At 64.5% G+C, this 17,215-nt stretch carries 8 protein-coding genes; 6 read left to right on the top strand and 2 right to left on the bottom strand.

Features of this window, described 5'->3' with window-relative positions; all coding sequences use genetic code 11:
* Nucleotides 1–3: 3 nt before the first annotated feature.
* Both hutC and NKI88_RS09960 read right to left on the bottom strand, forming a co-directional pair.
* Nucleotides 4–744, bottom strand: coding sequence for a histidine utilization transcriptional repressor HutC (gene hutC / locus NKI88_RS09955; protein ID WP_352535511.1), 741 nt, complete (start codon nt 742–744; stop codon nt 4–6).
* Nucleotides 741–2,093 carry a formimidoylglutamate deiminase gene (locus NKI88_RS09960; protein WP_352535510.1) on the bottom strand — a complete coding sequence of 451 codons (1,353 nt, stop codon included), beginning with the start codon at nt 2,091–2,093 and terminating at the stop codon, nt 741–743. Before NKI88_RS09960 ends, hutC begins: the two co-directional genes overlap by 4 nt.
* 90 nt (nt 2,094–2,183) lie before the next feature.
* On the opposite strand from NKI88_RS09960, the gene hutI reads away from it, so the two are divergent.
* The 6 genes from hutI (at nt 2,184) to NKI88_RS09990 (ending at nt 16,951) form a co-directional block, all read left to right on the top strand.
* Entirely contained in the window at nt 2,184–3,419 is a 1,236-nt protein-coding gene (gene hutI, locus NKI88_RS09965) for an imidazolonepropionase (protein WP_352654896.1), read from the top strand.
* Nucleotides 3,416–4,954, top strand: a complete 1,539-nt coding sequence (gene hutH / locus NKI88_RS09970; protein WP_352654898.1) for a histidine ammonia-lyase — start codon at nt 3,416–3,418, stop codon at nt 4,952–4,954. The genes hutI and hutH overlap by 4 nt, the downstream gene beginning before the upstream one ends.
* Before the next feature lies 1 nt (nt 4,955).
* Complete coding sequence (gene hutG / locus NKI88_RS09975; protein WP_023689634.1) at nt 4,956–5,768, top strand: N-formylglutamate deformylase; 813 nt, start codon at nt 4,956–4,958, stop codon at nt 5,766–5,768.
* A 28-nt stretch (nt 5,769–5,796) separates the two neighbouring features.
* The gene (hutU, locus tag NKI88_RS09980; protein WP_502909444.1) at nt 5,797–7,467 is read left to right on the top strand and encodes a urocanate hydratase; all 1,671 of its coding nucleotides are present in this window, start codon (nt 5,797–5,799) and stop codon (nt 7,465–7,467) included.
* Nucleotides 7,468–7,479: 12 nt separating this feature from the next.
* Nucleotides 7,480–8,058: a HutD/Ves family protein gene (locus NKI88_RS09985; RefSeq protein WP_352460141.1), complete on the top strand. Its 579-nt coding sequence runs from the start codon at nt 7,480–7,482 to the stop codon at nt 8,056–8,058.
* Between the two features lie 313 nt (nt 8,059–8,371).
* On the top strand, nt 8,372–16,951 hold the full coding sequence (locus NKI88_RS09990; protein ID WP_352654902.1) for a glycoside hydrolase family 94 protein: 8,580 nt from the start codon (nt 8,372–8,374) through the stop codon (nt 16,949–16,951).
* Nucleotides 16,952–17,215 lie beyond the last annotated feature (264 nt).

A 17,215-nucleotide genomic window follows, 5' to 3' on the forward strand; every position in this document is an offset into this window, starting at 1 on the left:
GAGCTATCCCTGCGAAGGCTTGAACCTCGCCACCAACGTGTGGCTCTCCGCGGCGTAGGTGAACCTCACCTGCGTCACCGGGTGCTCGGCGCTCCAGGTTCGGCGCTCGACCACCAGGCAGGGCGCGCCGGTTGCGACGTCGAGGGCTTCGGCAATATGCCTGTCGGCCGCGACCGCGCGGATACGGTGCTCGGCCTCGCTCCATGGCACGCGGCCGATCAGCCAAGGACCGGGGGCAATGTCGAGAAACTCCTCCTCGGCGGCTTCCGCGACGGCGGCCAGATTGATCAGCCGCTGTTCGTGCGCGAACGGCCGCTTGCCGGCAAAATGCCGGCATTCCAGCGCCAGCACCTGTCCAGCCGCTCCCAATTCCAGCAAGGCGCGATCCTCGGCGCTGCTGCGCCTTTTCTGCCGCGCCATGCGCTCATAGCGATAGGCCAGCCCAAGCGCTTCGACCTCGATCCTGATGTCGTGAATTTCCAGCACCGCGGCCTGCGACTGCGGCTGGCGGACAAAGCTGCCCGAACGGCGGCGGCGCTCTATCAGCCCGGCCTTGGCCAGTTGCGACAGCGCCTTGTTCACCGTCATGCGCGAGCAATTGTATTCGGCCGTCAACTCGTGCTCGAACGGGATGCGGTGACCCGGCGCCCAGGCGCCGGACATTATTTTCTCGCTGATGTCGGACAGGATGCGCTGGTGCAGCGAACCGCCGCCTTCCACCGCCGCTGTCTCTGATATGCTCATGCCGAAAGCGCCGTCATCACATGGCGAAAGCGCTCGGCGATCGTCTCACGCACTGCATGCCGGCCGCCGCTGACTTGTTTTTTTCCGTGCACCCAGACGCAATCGACCTTGCCGCCATTGGCAAAGATCCAGGCGTCGAGGATCGCATCGCCACTTTTTCCGGCCAGCGAAGGATGGTTTTCGTCGAGGGAGACGAAATCAGCCGCGGCGCCGGCGGCGATCCGCGACGGGCCGGCGCCGAGTGCGGTGCTGCCGCCATCGAGGGCGGCGTCGAACAGAGCCCGCCCGGTCGAGCCGCCGGCCACCGCCAGCACATTGCGGGCGCGGTGTGCGAGGCGCTGCGAATATTCGAGCTGGCGCAATTCATCCGGCAGGCCGATCAGCACGTTGGAATCCGAGCCGACGCCGAAGCGGCCGCCATGTTCGATGAACAGAGGTGCTGAAAAGGTGCCGTCGCCGAGATTGGCCTCGGTGATCGGGCAAAGCCCGGCAATGGCGCCGCTTCTGGCCATGCCGGTTGTCTCAGCCTCGGTCATGTGGGTGGCGTGGATCAGGCACCAACGCTTGTCGATCCCGGCATTGGCGAGCAGCCATTCGACCGGTCGCGCACCCGACCACGCCAGGCAATCCTCGACCTCCTTCGCCTGCTCGGCGACGTGGATGTGGATCGGTCCGTCCGGCGCAATGGCGGCAACAGCGCTGAGTTCCTCCGGCGTCGCGGCGCGCAGGCTGTGCGGGGCGACGCCGACGACAGCCTGATTCAACGCACGAACCGATTCGCGGCTTTTCTCAAGCAAGCGTTCGAACCGATTCACATCGTTGATGAATCGCCGCTGGCCTTCGTTGGGCGCAGCGCCGCCGAAGGAGGAATGGGCATAAAACACCGGCAGCAGCGTCAGGCCGATCCCGGTTTCGCCGGCGGCCGCGGCAATACGTTCGGCCATCTCGGCAAGGTTGGCATAGGGTTTTCCGTCGCGATCGTGGTGGAGATAATGAAATTCGCCGACGCGCGAGAATCCGGCCTCCAGCATTTCGACATAAAGCTGGGCGGCGACCGCCTCGACCTGGTCCGGCGTCATCGACAGCGCGAAGCGGTACATCACCTCGCGCCAGCTCCAGAAGCTGTCGGCGGAGGGACCGCGCAGTTCGGCAAGCCCGGCCATGCCGCGCTGGAAGGCGTGGCTGTGCAGGTTCGGCATGCCCGGCACCAGAATGGCGTGGCGTTCGTCGTCAGCCTGTATCGACGTGCCGGCTTCGACTGCCGTGATGCGACCGTCGTTCAACAAAATCCGCACCTTGTCGTGCCAGCCATTGGGCAGCAGCGCCTGTTCCGCAAAGATCGCCGTCACGTTTTTCTCCGCATTCCCTGAACAATTGCACTTGCAGTGCTTTTCAATATGTATATACATAATCGCCATCCAATCAAACGGAAAAAGATGATGGCGGCACAGAACAAAAGCCGGGCAGGGGGCCTTCACCTTTGGCGCAATGCGCGCTTGGCAACCATGGCCAAAGGCGACGCCGGACTGGGCATTGTCGACAAGGGCGCGATCGTCGCCCGTGACGGCGTCATCGTCTATGCCGGTCCGGAAGCCGACATGCCGTCAGCGTTGGCTCAGGGCGGCGAGACTACCGATTGCGAAGGCCGCTGGATCACGCCCGGCCTGATCGACTGCCACACCCATCTCATCCATGCCGGCAACCGTGCCAACGAGTTCGAGATGCGGCTGGCCGGCGCCACCTATGAAGAAGTCGCCCGTGCCGGCGGCGGCATCGTCTCCTCGGTCAAATCCCTGCGTGCCGCGAGCGAAGACGCACTGGTTGCGCAGACGCTGCCACGCCTCGATGCGCTGATGGCCGAGGGTGTCACCACGGTAGAGGTAAAGTCGGGTTACGGGCTCGATCTCGAAAATGAACAGAAGTCGCTTCGCGCCGCGCGGCAGCTGGACAAGCAACGCCCGGTCACGGTCCGCACCACCTTCCTCGGCGCGCATGCGCTGCCGCCGGAAGCAAAAGGCGACAAGGACGCTTTTGTCGATCTCGTCGCCAACACGATCCTGCCCGCAATCGCCGCCGAGGGCCTGGCTGACGCCGTAGACGGCTTTTGCGAGGGCATTGCCTTTTCGCCGGAACAGATTGCCCGCGTCTTCGACAAGGCCAAGGCGCTTGGCCTGCCGGTAAAGCTCCATGCCGACCAGCTGTCGAACCTGCGTGGCGCCGAACTTGCCGCCCGCTATGGCGCGCTGTCGGCCGACCATCTCGAATACACCGACGAGGCCGGCGCCGCAGCGATGGCCAAGGCCGGCACCGTGGCGACCATCCTGCCCGGCGCCTACTATTTCATCCGCGAAACCAGGAAGCCGCCGATCGGCCTGTTTCGCCAGCACGGCGTCAAGATGGCGGTCGCCACCGACAACAATCCCGGGACGTCGCCGCTGACCTCGCTGTTGCTGACCATGAACATGGCAGCGACGCTTTTCGGCCTGACCGTCGAGGAATGCCTGGCCGGCACCACTCGCGAGGCTGCCCGCGCGCTTGGGCTGCTTGGCAAGACCGGCACGCTTGAGGCAGGAAAATCCGCCGACCTGGCGATCTGGGACATCGAGCGTCCGGCCGAACTCGTCTACCGCATGGGCTTCAACCCGCTCTATGCCCGCATCTGGAGAGGACAATGACCGAACTTAACCTGAAGCCCGGCAATGCGACGCTGGCCGACTGGCGCGCTATCTATCGTGGCGCCATGCCGAAGCTCGACGCCTCCTGCCGGCCAAAAATCAAGGCCAGCGCCGAGGCAGTCGCCCGCATCGTCGCCAAGGGTGAGCCGGTCTACGGCATCAACACCGGCTTCGGCAAACTGGCCAGCGTCCGCATTCCGGCCGAGGATCTAGAGACCCTGCAACGCAACATCGTTTTGTCGCATGCCGCCGGTGTCGGCGAGCCGATGCCGGTTTCGGTGGTTCGGCTGATGATGGCGCTGAAGCTCGCCAGCCTTGCGCAGGGCGCGTCGGGCGTACGGCCGCAAACAATCGAGTTGCTGGAAGCGATGCTGGCCAACGACGTCATCCCCATGGTGCCGGCGCAGGGCTCGGTCGGCGCCTCCGGCGATCTCGCGCCGCTGTCGCACATGACGGCGGTGATGATCGGCGTCGGCGAATGCTTTACACCGCATGGCCGCTTCCCGGCCAAGGTCGCTTTCGTCTCGCACGGCCTGGAGCCGGTGACGCTTGGCGCCAAGGAAGGCCTGGCGCTGCTCAACGGCACGCAGTTCTCCACCGCCTATGCGTTGGCCGCTCTCTTCGAGGCCGAAGTGCTTTATCAGTCGGCTCTGGTCGCCGGCGCGCTGTCGACCGACGCTGCCAAGGGCTCGGATGCACCCTTCGATCCGCGCATCCATCTCCTCAGAAAACACCCGGGCCAGATCGAGACGGCGGCAGCGCTGCGCAATCTGATGTCCGGCAGCGCCATCCGTGAATCGCACCGCGTCGGCGATGAGCGCGTGCAGGATCCGTACTGCCTGCGATGCCAGCCGCAGGTGATGGGTGCTGCACTCAGCGTGCTGCGCCAGGCTGCCGATACGCTCGGCACCGAGGCCAATGGCGTCACCGACAATCCGCTGATCTTCGCCGAGGACGATACTGCGCTTTCAGGCGGCAATTTCCACGCCGAGCCGGTGGCTTTCGCTGCCGACATGATCGCGCTTGCCGTCTGCGAGATCGGCTCGCTGTCGGAGCGCCGCATCGCCATGCTGGTAGACCCCGCGCTGTCCGGCATGCCGGCCTTCCTGACGCCGAAGCCCGGCCTGAACTCCGGCTTCATGATCCCGCAGGTGACGGCGGCGGCGCTCGTCTCTGAGAACAAGCAGAAGGCCTATCCGGCAAGTGTCGATTCCATCCCGACCTCGGCCAACCAGGAAGACCATGTATCGATGGCCGCACACGGCGCTCGCCGGCTGATCGGCATGATCGAAAACGCCACGGCCGTCATCGGCATCGAACTCTTGGCCGCCGCGCAAGGCTGCGATTTCCATGCGCCGCTGGCGTCGAGTGCAGCTCTGGAAGCGGTTCGCAAGCTGGTCCGCGCAGAAGTGCCGCATCTCGACAATGACCGGCATTTCCACCCTGACATGGAAAAAGCCATCGCCATGGTGCGCAGCGGCGCAGCCATCAAGGCTGCGAGCGCGGTGACATTGCCTTCGATCTCGGGAGTCTGACATGACCGACTGGCTGACAGTGACCGAAGGCACGGCACCCCTGTTGGTGTCGATCCCGCACACGGGTATCGATCTCGCCGGCATCGACAATCGGCTGGTCTCGCCCTGGCTCGGCCGCCGCGATTGCGACTGGTGGATCGACAATCTCTACGATTTTGCCGCCGGCCTTGGCGCGACTGTCGTGCACACGTCGATCTCGCGCACCGTCATCGATGTCAACCGCGATCCTTCCGGCGCCTCGCTCTATCCCGGGCAGACGACAACGACGCTATGCCCGACCGAGACCTTCGACGGCGATCCGCTGTATTTGCCCGGCGCGGAACCGACGCCGTCGGAGATCGATCAACGCCGCATAGCGTATTTCGTGCCCTACCATGAAATGCTGGCGGCTCAGTCCGTCAGGCTGCGCGGCCTGCATGAGAAGGTCGTCATTTACGATTGCCACTCGATCCGGTCGGTGCTGCCGCGCCTGTTCTACGGCACGCTGCCGGTGTTCAATCTCGGCACCAATGACGGCCAGACCGCGGATCCTACGCTGCAGGCGCTGGTTGGCCAGATCATGGCCGAGAGCGGTGAAAGCAATGTCATCAACGGCCGTTTCAAGGGTGGCTGGATCACCCGCTATTTCGGCAATCCGCAAGGCGGCTACCATGCGCTGCAGATGGAACTTGCCGATCGCGGCTATTTGCGCGAGCCCGAGGGCAAGGGCGAACCGGACAATTGGCCGGTGCCTTATGATGCCGAGTTCGCCGCGCCGATGCGCGCCACACTGACGAAAATCCTCCAATCCGCCATTGACTGGGCCGGGCGCTGAGACGCCGCCTTACTCCAAAGGGACAATGATGAACAATCCTCGCCACAACATCCGCGAAGTGCGCGCGCCGCGCGGCGACAAGCTCAACGCCAAATACTGGACGACCGAAGCGCCGCTGCGCATGCTGATGAACAACCTCGATCCCGATGTCGCCGAAAACCCCAATGAGCTCGTCGTCTATGGCGGCATCGGCCGGGCCGCGCGCACCTGGAACGATTTCGACAGCATCGTCGCCTCGTTGAAGACCCTCAATGAAGACGAGACGCTGCTGGTCCAGTCCGGCAAGCCGGTCGGCGTCTTCCGGACGCACACCGATGCGCCGCGCGTGCTGATCGCCAACTCCAACATCGTGCCGCATTGGGCGACCTGGGATAAATTCAACGAGCTCGATAAAAAAGGCCTGATGATGTACGGCCAGATGACGGCCGGCTCCTGGATCTATATCGGCACGCAAGGCATCGTGCAGGGCACCTACGAGACCTTCGTCGAGGCCGGCCGCCAGCACTACAATGGCAACCTTACGGGCAAATGGATCCTGACCGGCGGCCTCGGCGGCATGGGCGGCGCCCAGCCGCTTGCCGCCGTCATGGCCGGCGCCTGCTGCCTCGCCATCGAATGCAATCCGGACTCGATCAATTTCCGGCTGCGCACCCGCTATGTCGACGAGAAGGCCGAGACGCTCGACGAAGCGATGGAAATGATCGAGCGCTGGACCAATGCCGGCGAGGCGAAGTCGGTCGGCCTGCTCGGCAATGCGGCCGAAATTGTGCCGGAAATGTTCAAGCGGGGCATCCGCCCCGACATGGTCACCGACCAGACCTCGGCGCATGACCCGATCAACGGCTATCTGCCCAAGGGCTGGACGATGGCTGAGTGGCGCGAGAAGCGCGTCTCCGATCCCAAGGCTGTCGAGAAGGCCGCCCGCGCCTCGATGCGCGAGCATGTCGAGGCGATGGTGGATTTCTGGAACGACGGCGTGCCGACGCTCGACTATGGCAACAACATCCGCCAGGTCGCCAAGGACGAAGGCTTCGAGAACGCCTTCGCCTTCCCGGGCTTCGTGCCGGCCTATATAAGGCCGCTGTTCTGCCGCGGCATCGGCCCGTTCCGCTGGGCTGCTCTTTCGGGCGATCCCGAGGATATCTACAAGACGGACGCCAAGGTGCGCGAACTCACCCCCGGCAACACCCATCTGCACAACTGGCTGGACATGGCACGTGAGCGCATCGCCTTTCAGGGCCTGCCGGCGCGCATCTGCTGGGTCGGCCTCGGCGACCGCCACAGGCTGGGGCTCGCCTTCAACGAGATGGTGGCCAGGGGCGAACTCAAGGCGCCCGTCGTCATCGGCCGCGACCACCTCGATTCCGGCTCGGTGGCTTCGCCCAACCGCGAGACGGAAGCGATGAAGGACGGCTCCGACGCCGTCTCCGACTGGCCGCTGCTCAATGCGTTGCTCAACACCGCGTCGGGCGCAACCTGGGTGTCGCTGCATCATGGCGGTGGCGTCGGCATGGGCTTCTCGCAGCATGCCGGCATGGTCATCGTCGCCGACGGCACGCCGGACGCCGCAAGGCGCCTGCAGCGCGTGTTGTGGAACGATCCGGCGACAGGCGTCATGCGCCACGCCGATGCCGGCTACGACATCGCCATCGAGTGCGCGAAGGAGCACCAGCTCAATCTGCCCGGTATTCAAGGCTGATTGGCTTAAATGATGCGCATCCTATGGGCCGCCGACTACCGGGTCATGCCGTGGAAGAATGGCGGCGGCACGACCACCGAGATCGCCGTCTCGCCGGACGGCGCCGGGCTGGACGATTTCGACTGGCGCGTTTCGATGGCGCGAGTCGAGGATAGCGGGCCGTTCTCGGGCTTTGCCGGCGTCGACCGCACGCTGGCCGTGCTGGAAGGCGAGGGCATCGTCCTCGACATTGCTGGCCGGCGGCCGGCCGAAGTGACGGCGGCTTCCGCCCCGCTGTCCTTCCCGGCCGATGTGCCGACCACGGCCGCGCTGATCTCCGGTCCGATCACCGACCTCAACGTCATGACCCGCCGCGGGCGGGCAACGCACTCGGTCCAGCGTCTGATAGTTTCGGTTCCGACCGATATCCGGCCGACCAGCGCTATGACCCTGATCCTGCCGTTCGACGGTGAGGTCGGCGTGACCGGCGCGACATCGTCGCGCCTTGGACCTCGCGACACGCTGTTGCTCGGACCGCAGGCCGCGAAACTGCGGCTTGAACCGGTGCGGCCGACGATCGTGTTCGTCGTCCGGATAGCCAGCCTGGGCTAGCCGCACCGCCAGCACAACGATTAACGCCTGTTGCCAAACATGATCGCACGCCGGAGAAATCTGGCGTAAGCTGTTGTCTGGATCACGAAAAAGCCCGAATCCTTCCGTCGTTCCAAGGCGGACGGGAGGGCAGGGGTGCTCGTCCTTAAGTTGTCGAAAGCCCCACTTAAAATGTCGAAGGGATAACGCCTCTGGCGTGGTGCGAAGCAAAACTTTCGGCCAGTGTAATCATGCAACCAATTGCATTTGAATCGGTTTTAGGGACATTGCCGTGGCGGTGGCGCCGCATCGCGTCCCCCATGCGGAATTTTCAATGAATATCCAGACAAATCCTGCCCATATCGAAAAGTCCAGCGCCGGCTTCCCGGTCATCACCGAAGAGCCGATACGCTCCAATTTCCTGCCCGAAGAGCGGCTGCGCGCGCTGGGCGAAAGCCTCGCCAAGGGCGACATCAAGGACCTGTTCGGCCTGACGCAGTTCGATTTCCAGGCCCGCATCCGCGACAGCGCCAAGAAAATCCTCGAAGTCTACCGCTCGACCAATGCCGCCCAGGCCAAGGGCGAAACCATCACGCCTGCCGCGCAATGGCTGCTCGACAACAATTATCTCGTCGAGGAGACCATTTTTCAGGTGAAGCGCGACCTGCCGCGCCGTTTCTACCGGCAGTTGCCGACCCTGGAAGTGGCCAACCGCGCCGCGGTGCCGCGCGCGCTGGCCCTGGCCTGGAGCTATGTCGCCCATTCCGACAGTTCGGTTTCGGCGACCATGTTCAAATCCATCGTCGAGGGTTTTCAGTCGGTCGAGCCGCTCAAGATCGGCGAATTGTGGGCGCTGCCGTCGCTGCTGCGCTTCGTTTTGATCGAGAATCTGCGCCGCATCGCCGTGCGCGTCGACCGCACCAGGCAGATGCGCCATATCGCCAACGAGGTCGCCGACCGCGTGCTGGCGACCGACGACAATGCAGACCGCCGGAAGATACTGTCGGGCTACGGCGCGCATGCGCAGGACACCACCTTCGCCACCCAGTTGCTCTACCGCCTGCGCGATGGCTCGCAGAATGCCGGCAGGGCGCTGGAATGGCTGGAGGTCGAGCTCGAGAAAACCGGCTCCGACGCCGAGGAAATCATCATTTCCGAGCATCGCACGCTGTCCAGCGGCAATGTCACCACCGGCAACATCATCCGCGGCCTGCGCCTCATCAACGACGTCGACTGGACGGTGTGGTTCGAGGGCGTCAGCCGCATCGACACGCTGTTGCGCGAGCGCACCGATTTCGCCGCGCTCGATTTCTTTTCGCGCGACCAGTACCGCACGTCGATCGAGCAACTGGCGCGCCGCTCCGACCTGTCCGAATTCCGTGTCGCCGAAAAGGCCATCGAGCTGGCCAGCCATGTTCCCGGGGTCACCGATGCCTCCGGCGTGCCGGATGCATCAGCCGATCCGGCCATGCATACCGATGTCGGCTTCTTCCTGGTCGGCCCGCGCCGGCCGGATCTGGAAAAGGCCATCGGCTACCGGCCGCCCTTCCATGTGACCTTCAAGCGCGCCTTCACCGCCACGGGCTGGCTCGGCATCGTTGTGCCGGTCTTCCTGCTGACGGTGCTGCTGCTGGTTGTCTCCGGCAATGCGCTTGCCCATCTCGGCCTGTCGGTGGAATCCATCACGCTGATGCTGGCGCTGTTTGCGGTGCCTGCCAGCGAAGGCGCGCTCGCCTTCTTCAACACCGTTGTTTCACTGTTCCTGAAGCCGACGCGGCTCGTCGGCTATGACTACAAGCACGGCATTCCGGCGGCATCACGCACCTTGGTCGTGGTGCCGTCGCTGATCGGCTCGCGCGATGATGTCGAGGAAAACATCCGCAACATCGAGGTGCATCACCTCGCCAACACGGCCGAAGAAATCCATTTCGCGCTGCTGTCCGACTGGCCGGATTCCAAGACCGAGATCGACGCCGCCGACATCGAGATCCTGCAATATGCGCGCGACGAGATCGCCAGGCTCAATGCCCGTTATCCCTCGGAAGGCGCGCCGCGTTTCTATATCCTGCATCGCCGCCGGCTCTACAACCAGGCGCAGGGCGCCTGGATGGGCTGGGAGCGCAAGCGCGGCAAGCTGCATGAGCTGAACCTTCTCTTGCGCGGCGACAGCGACACCACCTTCCTGCCGCTCGACGTGCCGCTGCCGGAAAAGGTCGTCTATGTCATGACGCTCGACGCCGACACGCGCACCACGCGCGACGCCGTGTCGTCACTGGTCGGCAAGCTCGCCCATCCGCTCAACCGCCCGCATTTCGACGCGACAAAGCGCGTCGTTACCGCCGGCTACACCATTCTGCAGCCGCGCATCACAGCCTCGCTCACCAGCGGCGACGACGCTTCTTTCTTCCAGCGCGTCTTCTCGTCCAACAGCGGTCTCGATCCTTACGTCTTTGCCGTCTCGGATCTCTACCAGGACGTCTTCAGCGACGGCTCCTTCACCGGCAAGGGCCTTTATCACGTCGACGCTTTCGAGGCGGCGCTGCAGGGCCGCATCGAGGAAAACACCGTCCTCAGCCACGATCTGCTCGAAGGTGCGCTGGCGCGCGCAGCACTTGTCACCGATGTCGAACTGGTCGAGGACTATCCTACCCGCTACTCGGTCGACGCCTCGCGCCACCACCGCTGGGCGCGCGGCGACTGGCAGCTGCTGCGCTTCATCGTCTCGCCGCGTTCCGGCGTGCCGGCGCTGTCGCGCTGGAAGATGGTCGACAATCTGCGCCGCTCGCTGACCCCGATCTTCTGGGTGATGGCGGCGATTGCCGGCTGGACGCTGCTGCCCTTCACGCAGGCCGCGCAGTGGCAGGCGCTGCTGATCCTGTCGCTGTTCATGGCGCCGACCTTCGATGTCGTCAACGCCATCCTGCCCAAGAGCGGCGACCAGACGCCGCGCGGCCATTTCTCCGCACTGGCGCACGACACCGTCTTCGGCACGGCCCTTGTGGCGCTGAAAGTGCTGTTGATGGCGCACAATGCCTGGATGATGGGCGACGCCATCGTGCGCACGCTCTACCGCCTGTTCGTCAGCCGCCAGAACCTGCTGGAATGGCGCACCGCGTCGCAGGCGCACAAGGGCGGCGACAACGATATCGGCTCCTATTACAGCATGATGTATGGCGCCGTGATCATCGGCGTCGTCGGTCTCGCTATCCCCGTGCTGGCCGATTCCACCGGTGCCTTCGTCGCCTTCTTCTTCGCTCTGTTCTGGATCGGTTCGCCGGCGGTTGCCTGCTGGATCAGCCGCTCGGCCGAGACCGAGGACCGCCTGCGCATATCGCAGGCCGACATCCACGCGCTGCGCACCGTGGCGCGCCGCACCTGGCATTATTTCGAAACCTTCGTCACGGCCGAGCACCACAATCTGCCGCCCGACAATTTTCAGGAAAGCCCGGCGCCGGTTGTAGCGCCGCGGACGTCGCCGACCAATATCGGCGTCTACCTGCTGTCGGTGGTGTCGGCACGCGATTTCGGCTGGATTGCGCTCTCCGACGCCATCACCCGGATCGACGCCACCATGACGACCATCGAGAGCATGCCGCGCAACCGTGGCCACCTCTTCAACTGGTACGACACCACGACGCTCAAACCGCTCTATCCGCTCTACATCTCCGCCGTCGACAGCGGCAATCTCGCCGGACATCTGGTCGCGGTGGCGGCTGCCTGCGCCGAATGGGCGGAAGCCCCGTCCGTTCACCTGCAGGGCGATTTCGAAGGCGTCCTCGACACGGTGAGTATCCTCGACGAGAGCCTCGAGGAATTGCCTGACGACCGCCGGCAACTGCGGCCGTTGCGCCAGCGTCTGGCCGATCGCCTCGATGGCATGCGGCGCGCCGTCATGACCATCAAGGCGCAGCCGGAGATGGCCTCGATCCGCACCATTAACCTGGCCGTGCTTGCCGGCGAGATCCGCAAGCTCGCCACCGCCATCCACACCGAGGCCGGATCGCAGCGCAGCGACATTATCGCCGACTGGGCGGCACGGCTGGAAGCGACCTGCGAGGCGCATGTGCATGACTCGCACAGCGACGAAAACGCCGTCGAAGCCTTGCGCGCCAAGCTGCTGGCGCTGCGCGAACGCTGCCGCCGCTATGCCTTCGAGATGGATTTCTCTTTCCTGATGCGTCAGGAGCGCAAACTGCTGTCGATCGGCTACCGGGTCGAGGAGCATCAGCTCGATGAGAGCTGCTACGATCTGCTCGCCTCCGAGGCGCGGCTGACCAGCCTGTTCGCCATCGCCAAGGGTGACCTGCCGACGGAGCATTGGTTCCGGCTTGGAAGGCCGATCGTCGAGATCGGCTTCCAGGGTGCGCTGATGTCCTGGTCGGGCTCGATGTTCGAGTATCTGATGCCGCCACTGGTGATGAAGGAACCGCAGGGCTCGATCCTCAACCAGACCAGCAAGCTGATCATCAAGCGTCAGATCCAGTACGCGCGTTCGAAGAACGTGCCCTGGGGCATTTCGGAAGCGGCCTACAATGCCCGCGACCGCGAACTGACCTACCAGTATACCAATTTCGGCGTGCCCGGACTTGGGCTCAAGCGTGGCCTTGGCCAGAACACGGTGATCGCGCCTTACGCCACGATCCTCGCGGCGCAGTTCACACCGCGCGAATCCGTCCAGAATCTGGCCAGGCTGCGCTCCATCGGCGCTCTCGGCCGGCATGGCTTTTACGACGCCGTCGACTTCACGCCGCAGCGCGTGCCGGAAGGCACCGACCATGCCGTTGTCCTGAACTACATGGCGCATCACTCCGGCATGTCGATCGCCGCCGTTGCCGACGCCATCTTCGAGGGCCGGCTGCGCGACCGCTTCCATAGCGATCCGGTGATCGAGTCTGCCGAACTCCTGCTGCAGGAGAGGGCGCCGCGCGACATCCCGACCGCCACGGTCAGGACCGAAGCCGACGAGCGTTCGAAGGACGAGACCGAGGTCGAGAGCCCGGACTCGCGCATTATCCTCGACCCGCTGAGGGCGTTGCGCGCCACCAGCGTCATGTCCAATGGCCGCTACTCCGTCATGGTCTCGGCCACCGGTTCCGGTTACAGCCGCTGGGGCGAACTCGCCGTCACCCGTTGGCAGCCCGACCCGACCGAAGACCGGCTCGGCTCCTACATCTTCCTGCGCGACGCCGGCAGCGGCGACTGGTGGTCGGCCACCGCAGAGCCGAAGCAGGCGACCGGCGAGAGAGTGCAAACGCTGTTTTCCGACGACAAGGCGAGCTTCGTCAAAACAGTGGGCTCGCTGCGTTCGGAGGTCGAATGCATCGTCATCTCGGAAGGCAATGGCGAGGGACGGCGCGTCACGCTCTACAACGACGGCGCCACTGACCGGCATATCGAGGTGACCTCCTTTGCCGAGCTGGTGCTGGGCAACGAAGCCTCCGACAATGCCCATCCTGCGTTCTCGAAAATGTTTATCGAGACCGAGATCGCTGCCAATAACGGCGCCATCTTTGCCACCAGGCGCAAGCGCGAGAAGAACGAGCCTGACGTCACCATGGTGCATTTCGTCACCGATCCGTCCGGGTCGGCGCGCGATGCCGAGGCCGAAACCGACCGCCGTGCCTTCATCGGCCGTGGCCGTACCATCGCGGAAGCGGCGGCCTTCGATCCCGGCGCCAAGCTTGGCGGTCACCACGGCTTCACCCTCGATCCGGTAGCGGCCCTGCGCCGCCAGGTGCGGGTGCCGGCCAACAAGAAGATATCGCTGACCTTCTGGACCGCCGTCGGCGCCAACCGCGCCGAACTGGACGAGGCCATCGCCAGGCTCGACCATCCCGAAAGTTTTGCTCGCCAGGCGATGCTTGCCTGGACGCGTTCGCAGGTGCAGACCCGCCATCTTGGTCTCAGCCTGACCGACGCCGCCAACGTGCAGAAGCTGGCGCGCTTCCTGATCTATCCCGATCCGTTCCTGCGCCTGCCCGGCGAATCCATCGCTTCGGGGCTGGGCAAGCAGTCCAGCCTGTGGCCGACCAGCATTTCGGGCGATTTCCCGATCTTCCTGGTCCGCATCGGCGACGTGGCCGACCTCGAAATTGTCGCCCAGGCGCTGCGCTTCCAGGAGTATATGCGCGCCCGCGGCATGATGATCGACTTCGTGGTCGTCAACGAGCAGGCATCGTCCTATGTCCAGGACCTGCAGCGCGCGGTCGAAACACTGTGCGAAAACAGCCGCCTGCGCGGCAAGGAACTCGGGCCGCGCCAGCACATCTTCGCCGTGCGCCGCGACCTGATGGACGAGGCGACCTACAAGACGCTGCTGGCGGTTGCCCGCGTGGTTCTGCACACCCGCAACGGCACCATCTTCGACCAGATCGAACGCGCCGAGGCGGCAGCCTTGCAAGCACGCGATGCCCTGCAGCCGGCGCCCCCCGCGTCACTGCGCGAGCCGTCTCTGCCGGTGCCGGCGGCGCCTGCATACCATGCCGCGTCCGACAGCAGCGCCGACGGCAGCGGCCTCAGCCAATGGAACGGCTTTGGCGGTTTCGAGGGCGACGGCCGCCACTATGTCACCCGCCTTGCCGGGCGGCGCTCGACGCCGCAGCCCTGGATCAACGTCGTCTCGAACGCCTCGTTCGGATTCCATGTCTCGGCCGAAGGCGCTGCCTTCACCTGGAGCCGCAACAGCCGCGATTACCAGCTGACGCCATGGTCGAATGATCCGGTCACCAACCGGCCGGGCGAGGGCATCTACATCTACGATCAGGCCAGCGGCAAGGCATTCTCGCCGCTGGCTGCCGTGGTCCGCGATCCCTCGATGACCTATGAGACATGGCACGGCCAGGGCTTCTCGACCTTCCGGTCCAAACGCGGCCCGCTGTCGATGGATCTGACGCACGTCGTCGATCCCGTCGATCCAGTGAAGATCACGCGGCTGCGCATCCAGAACTCAGGCTCGGGGCCGGCGCGGCTGCGCGTCTATGCCTATGCCGAATGGGTTCTCGGCAGCCATCGCTCGAGCACTGCTGCGACCATCATCCCGTCCAGGGATCCAGCGACCGGCGCGCTTCTGGCGCAAAACCCCTACGGTCTCGATTTCGGCGACCGGGTGGCCTTCCTGGCCGCCACCGGTCCGGTGCATTCGGTGACAGCCGATCGTGGCGAGTTCATCGGCAGGCACGGCACCAGCGCCTTCCCGCACACTGTCGTCAGCGGCGCCGGCCTGTCGGGCCGCGTCGAGGCCGGCGACGATCCGTGCGCAGCTGTCGCCAGCGACATCGACATCCCTGCCGGCGGCGACGTCACGCTGGTCTGGCTGCTTGGCGACGCCGCTACATCAGCCGAAGCGAGCGCGTTGGTGCAGACCCATTCGGGCAAGGATTTCGACCAGCGGCTGGCCGATAATGAACGCGTCTGGCGCGGCTTCCTCGACACCATCCAGGTCGAGACGCCCGACAAGGCGCTCGACGCCATGGTCAATCACTGGCTGCCCTATCAGAGCCTGGCCTGCCGCATCCGCGCCCGCTCGGCCTTTTATCAGGCAAGCGGCGCCTTCGGCTTCCGCGACCAGCTGCAGGACACGCTGGCCCTGCTTGCGCATGATCCGAAACTGGCGCGCGACCAGATCCTCAATGCGGCGCGCCGGCAGTTCCCCGAAGGCGACGTCCAGCATTGGTGGTTGCCGCGCACCGACGCCGGCGTGCGCACCATGATCTCCGACGATGTGGTCTGGCTGGCGCATGCCACCAATCGCTACATCGAGGTGACCGGCGATACAGGGATCCTGAAGGAGCAGCTGCCTTTCATCGACGGGCAGGTGTTGGGCGAGGGCGAGCACGACGCCTTCTTCACGCCGGAAATCTCCAAGACGAACGCTTCGCTTTACGACCATTGCGCGCGCGCGCTCGACCTTGCGATCAAGCGCAGCAGCCCGGCCGGGCTGCCGCTGATCCTCGGCGGCGACTGGAATGACGGCATGAACCGCGTCGGCGAAGCCGGCAAGGGGGAGAGTGTCTGGCTCGGCTGGTTCCTTTTGAAGACGCTGGGCGACTTTACCACCGTGGCCAAGGGGCAGGGCGACACCAAGCGGGCGCAGGCCTGGACAAAACACGCCGATGTGCTGAAGCGGGCGCTGGAAAGCACCGCCTGGGACGGCCAGTGGTATCGCCGCGGCAGCTACGATGACGGCACGCCGCTTGGCTCGCACAATTCGGACGAGTGCAAGATCGACTCCATCGCGCAGTCGTGGAGCGTGCTCTCCGGCGAGGGCGACCCCGCGCGCTCGACCACGGCGATGCAGCAGGCGACGAACCTGCTGGTCGACGACAAGCTCAAGATCGTCAAACTGTTTACCCCGGCCTTCCAGAACACGAGAAAGGACCCTGGTTACATCAAGAGTTATCCGCCGGGCGTGCGCGAGAACGGCGGCCAGTACACCCATGCGGCGACCTGGTTCGTGATCGCGCTCGCCGAAATGGGCCGCTCCGACGATGCCTATCGCTGCTTCTCGATGCTGAACCCGGTCAACCATGCTCTCGACGATGCATCGGCCGAGCATTACCGCGTCGAGCCGTACGTCGTCGCCGCCGACATCTATTCCGGTGAGGACAAGGGCGGTCGCGGCGGCTGGACCTGGTATACGGGCTCAGCGGGATGGCTCTACCGTGCTGCGGTCGAAGGCATTCTGGGCATCGAGCGGCGGGGCAAGCAGATCACGTTCCGGCCGAAACTGCCCAGCCATTGGGACGGCTATTCTGCAACGCTGAAGATGCTGGGGGCGGAGGTCAAGGTTCGCGTCATCCGCGACAAAAAGGCCAAATCCATCTCGCTCGAAGTCAATGGAACCAAGACAAAGTCTTCCGGTTTTCAGCCGAAAGCCGGCGACAAGACCGAGGTGGTCGTCAAGATACCCGCGTAAAATCAAAGGCTTCAGATTATTGACGCGCGCCTTTCGAGGCGCGCGTTTTCTACTTCGGCATGCTCCTGGCGCAGAACGGCGTGTCTTCCCGGATACCGGCGGTCCAAGCGTGCAGTGACTAAAAATGTGGCAGCGCCAGCTGCTGCCATGATTTTGCCGCAAGACTGACATTTCACCTTTTATCTCAAACCGTTAGGTGATCACGGCAGATTTCGCAACGTCGTCATCTTTTGTTCGCAGAATGGGAACGGAAGAGGTAGACGG

This window comes from Mesorhizobium sp. M0317, from assembly GCF_040321555.1.
Lineage (GTDB): Bacteria > Pseudomonadota > Alphaproteobacteria > Rhizobiales > Rhizobiaceae > Mesorhizobium.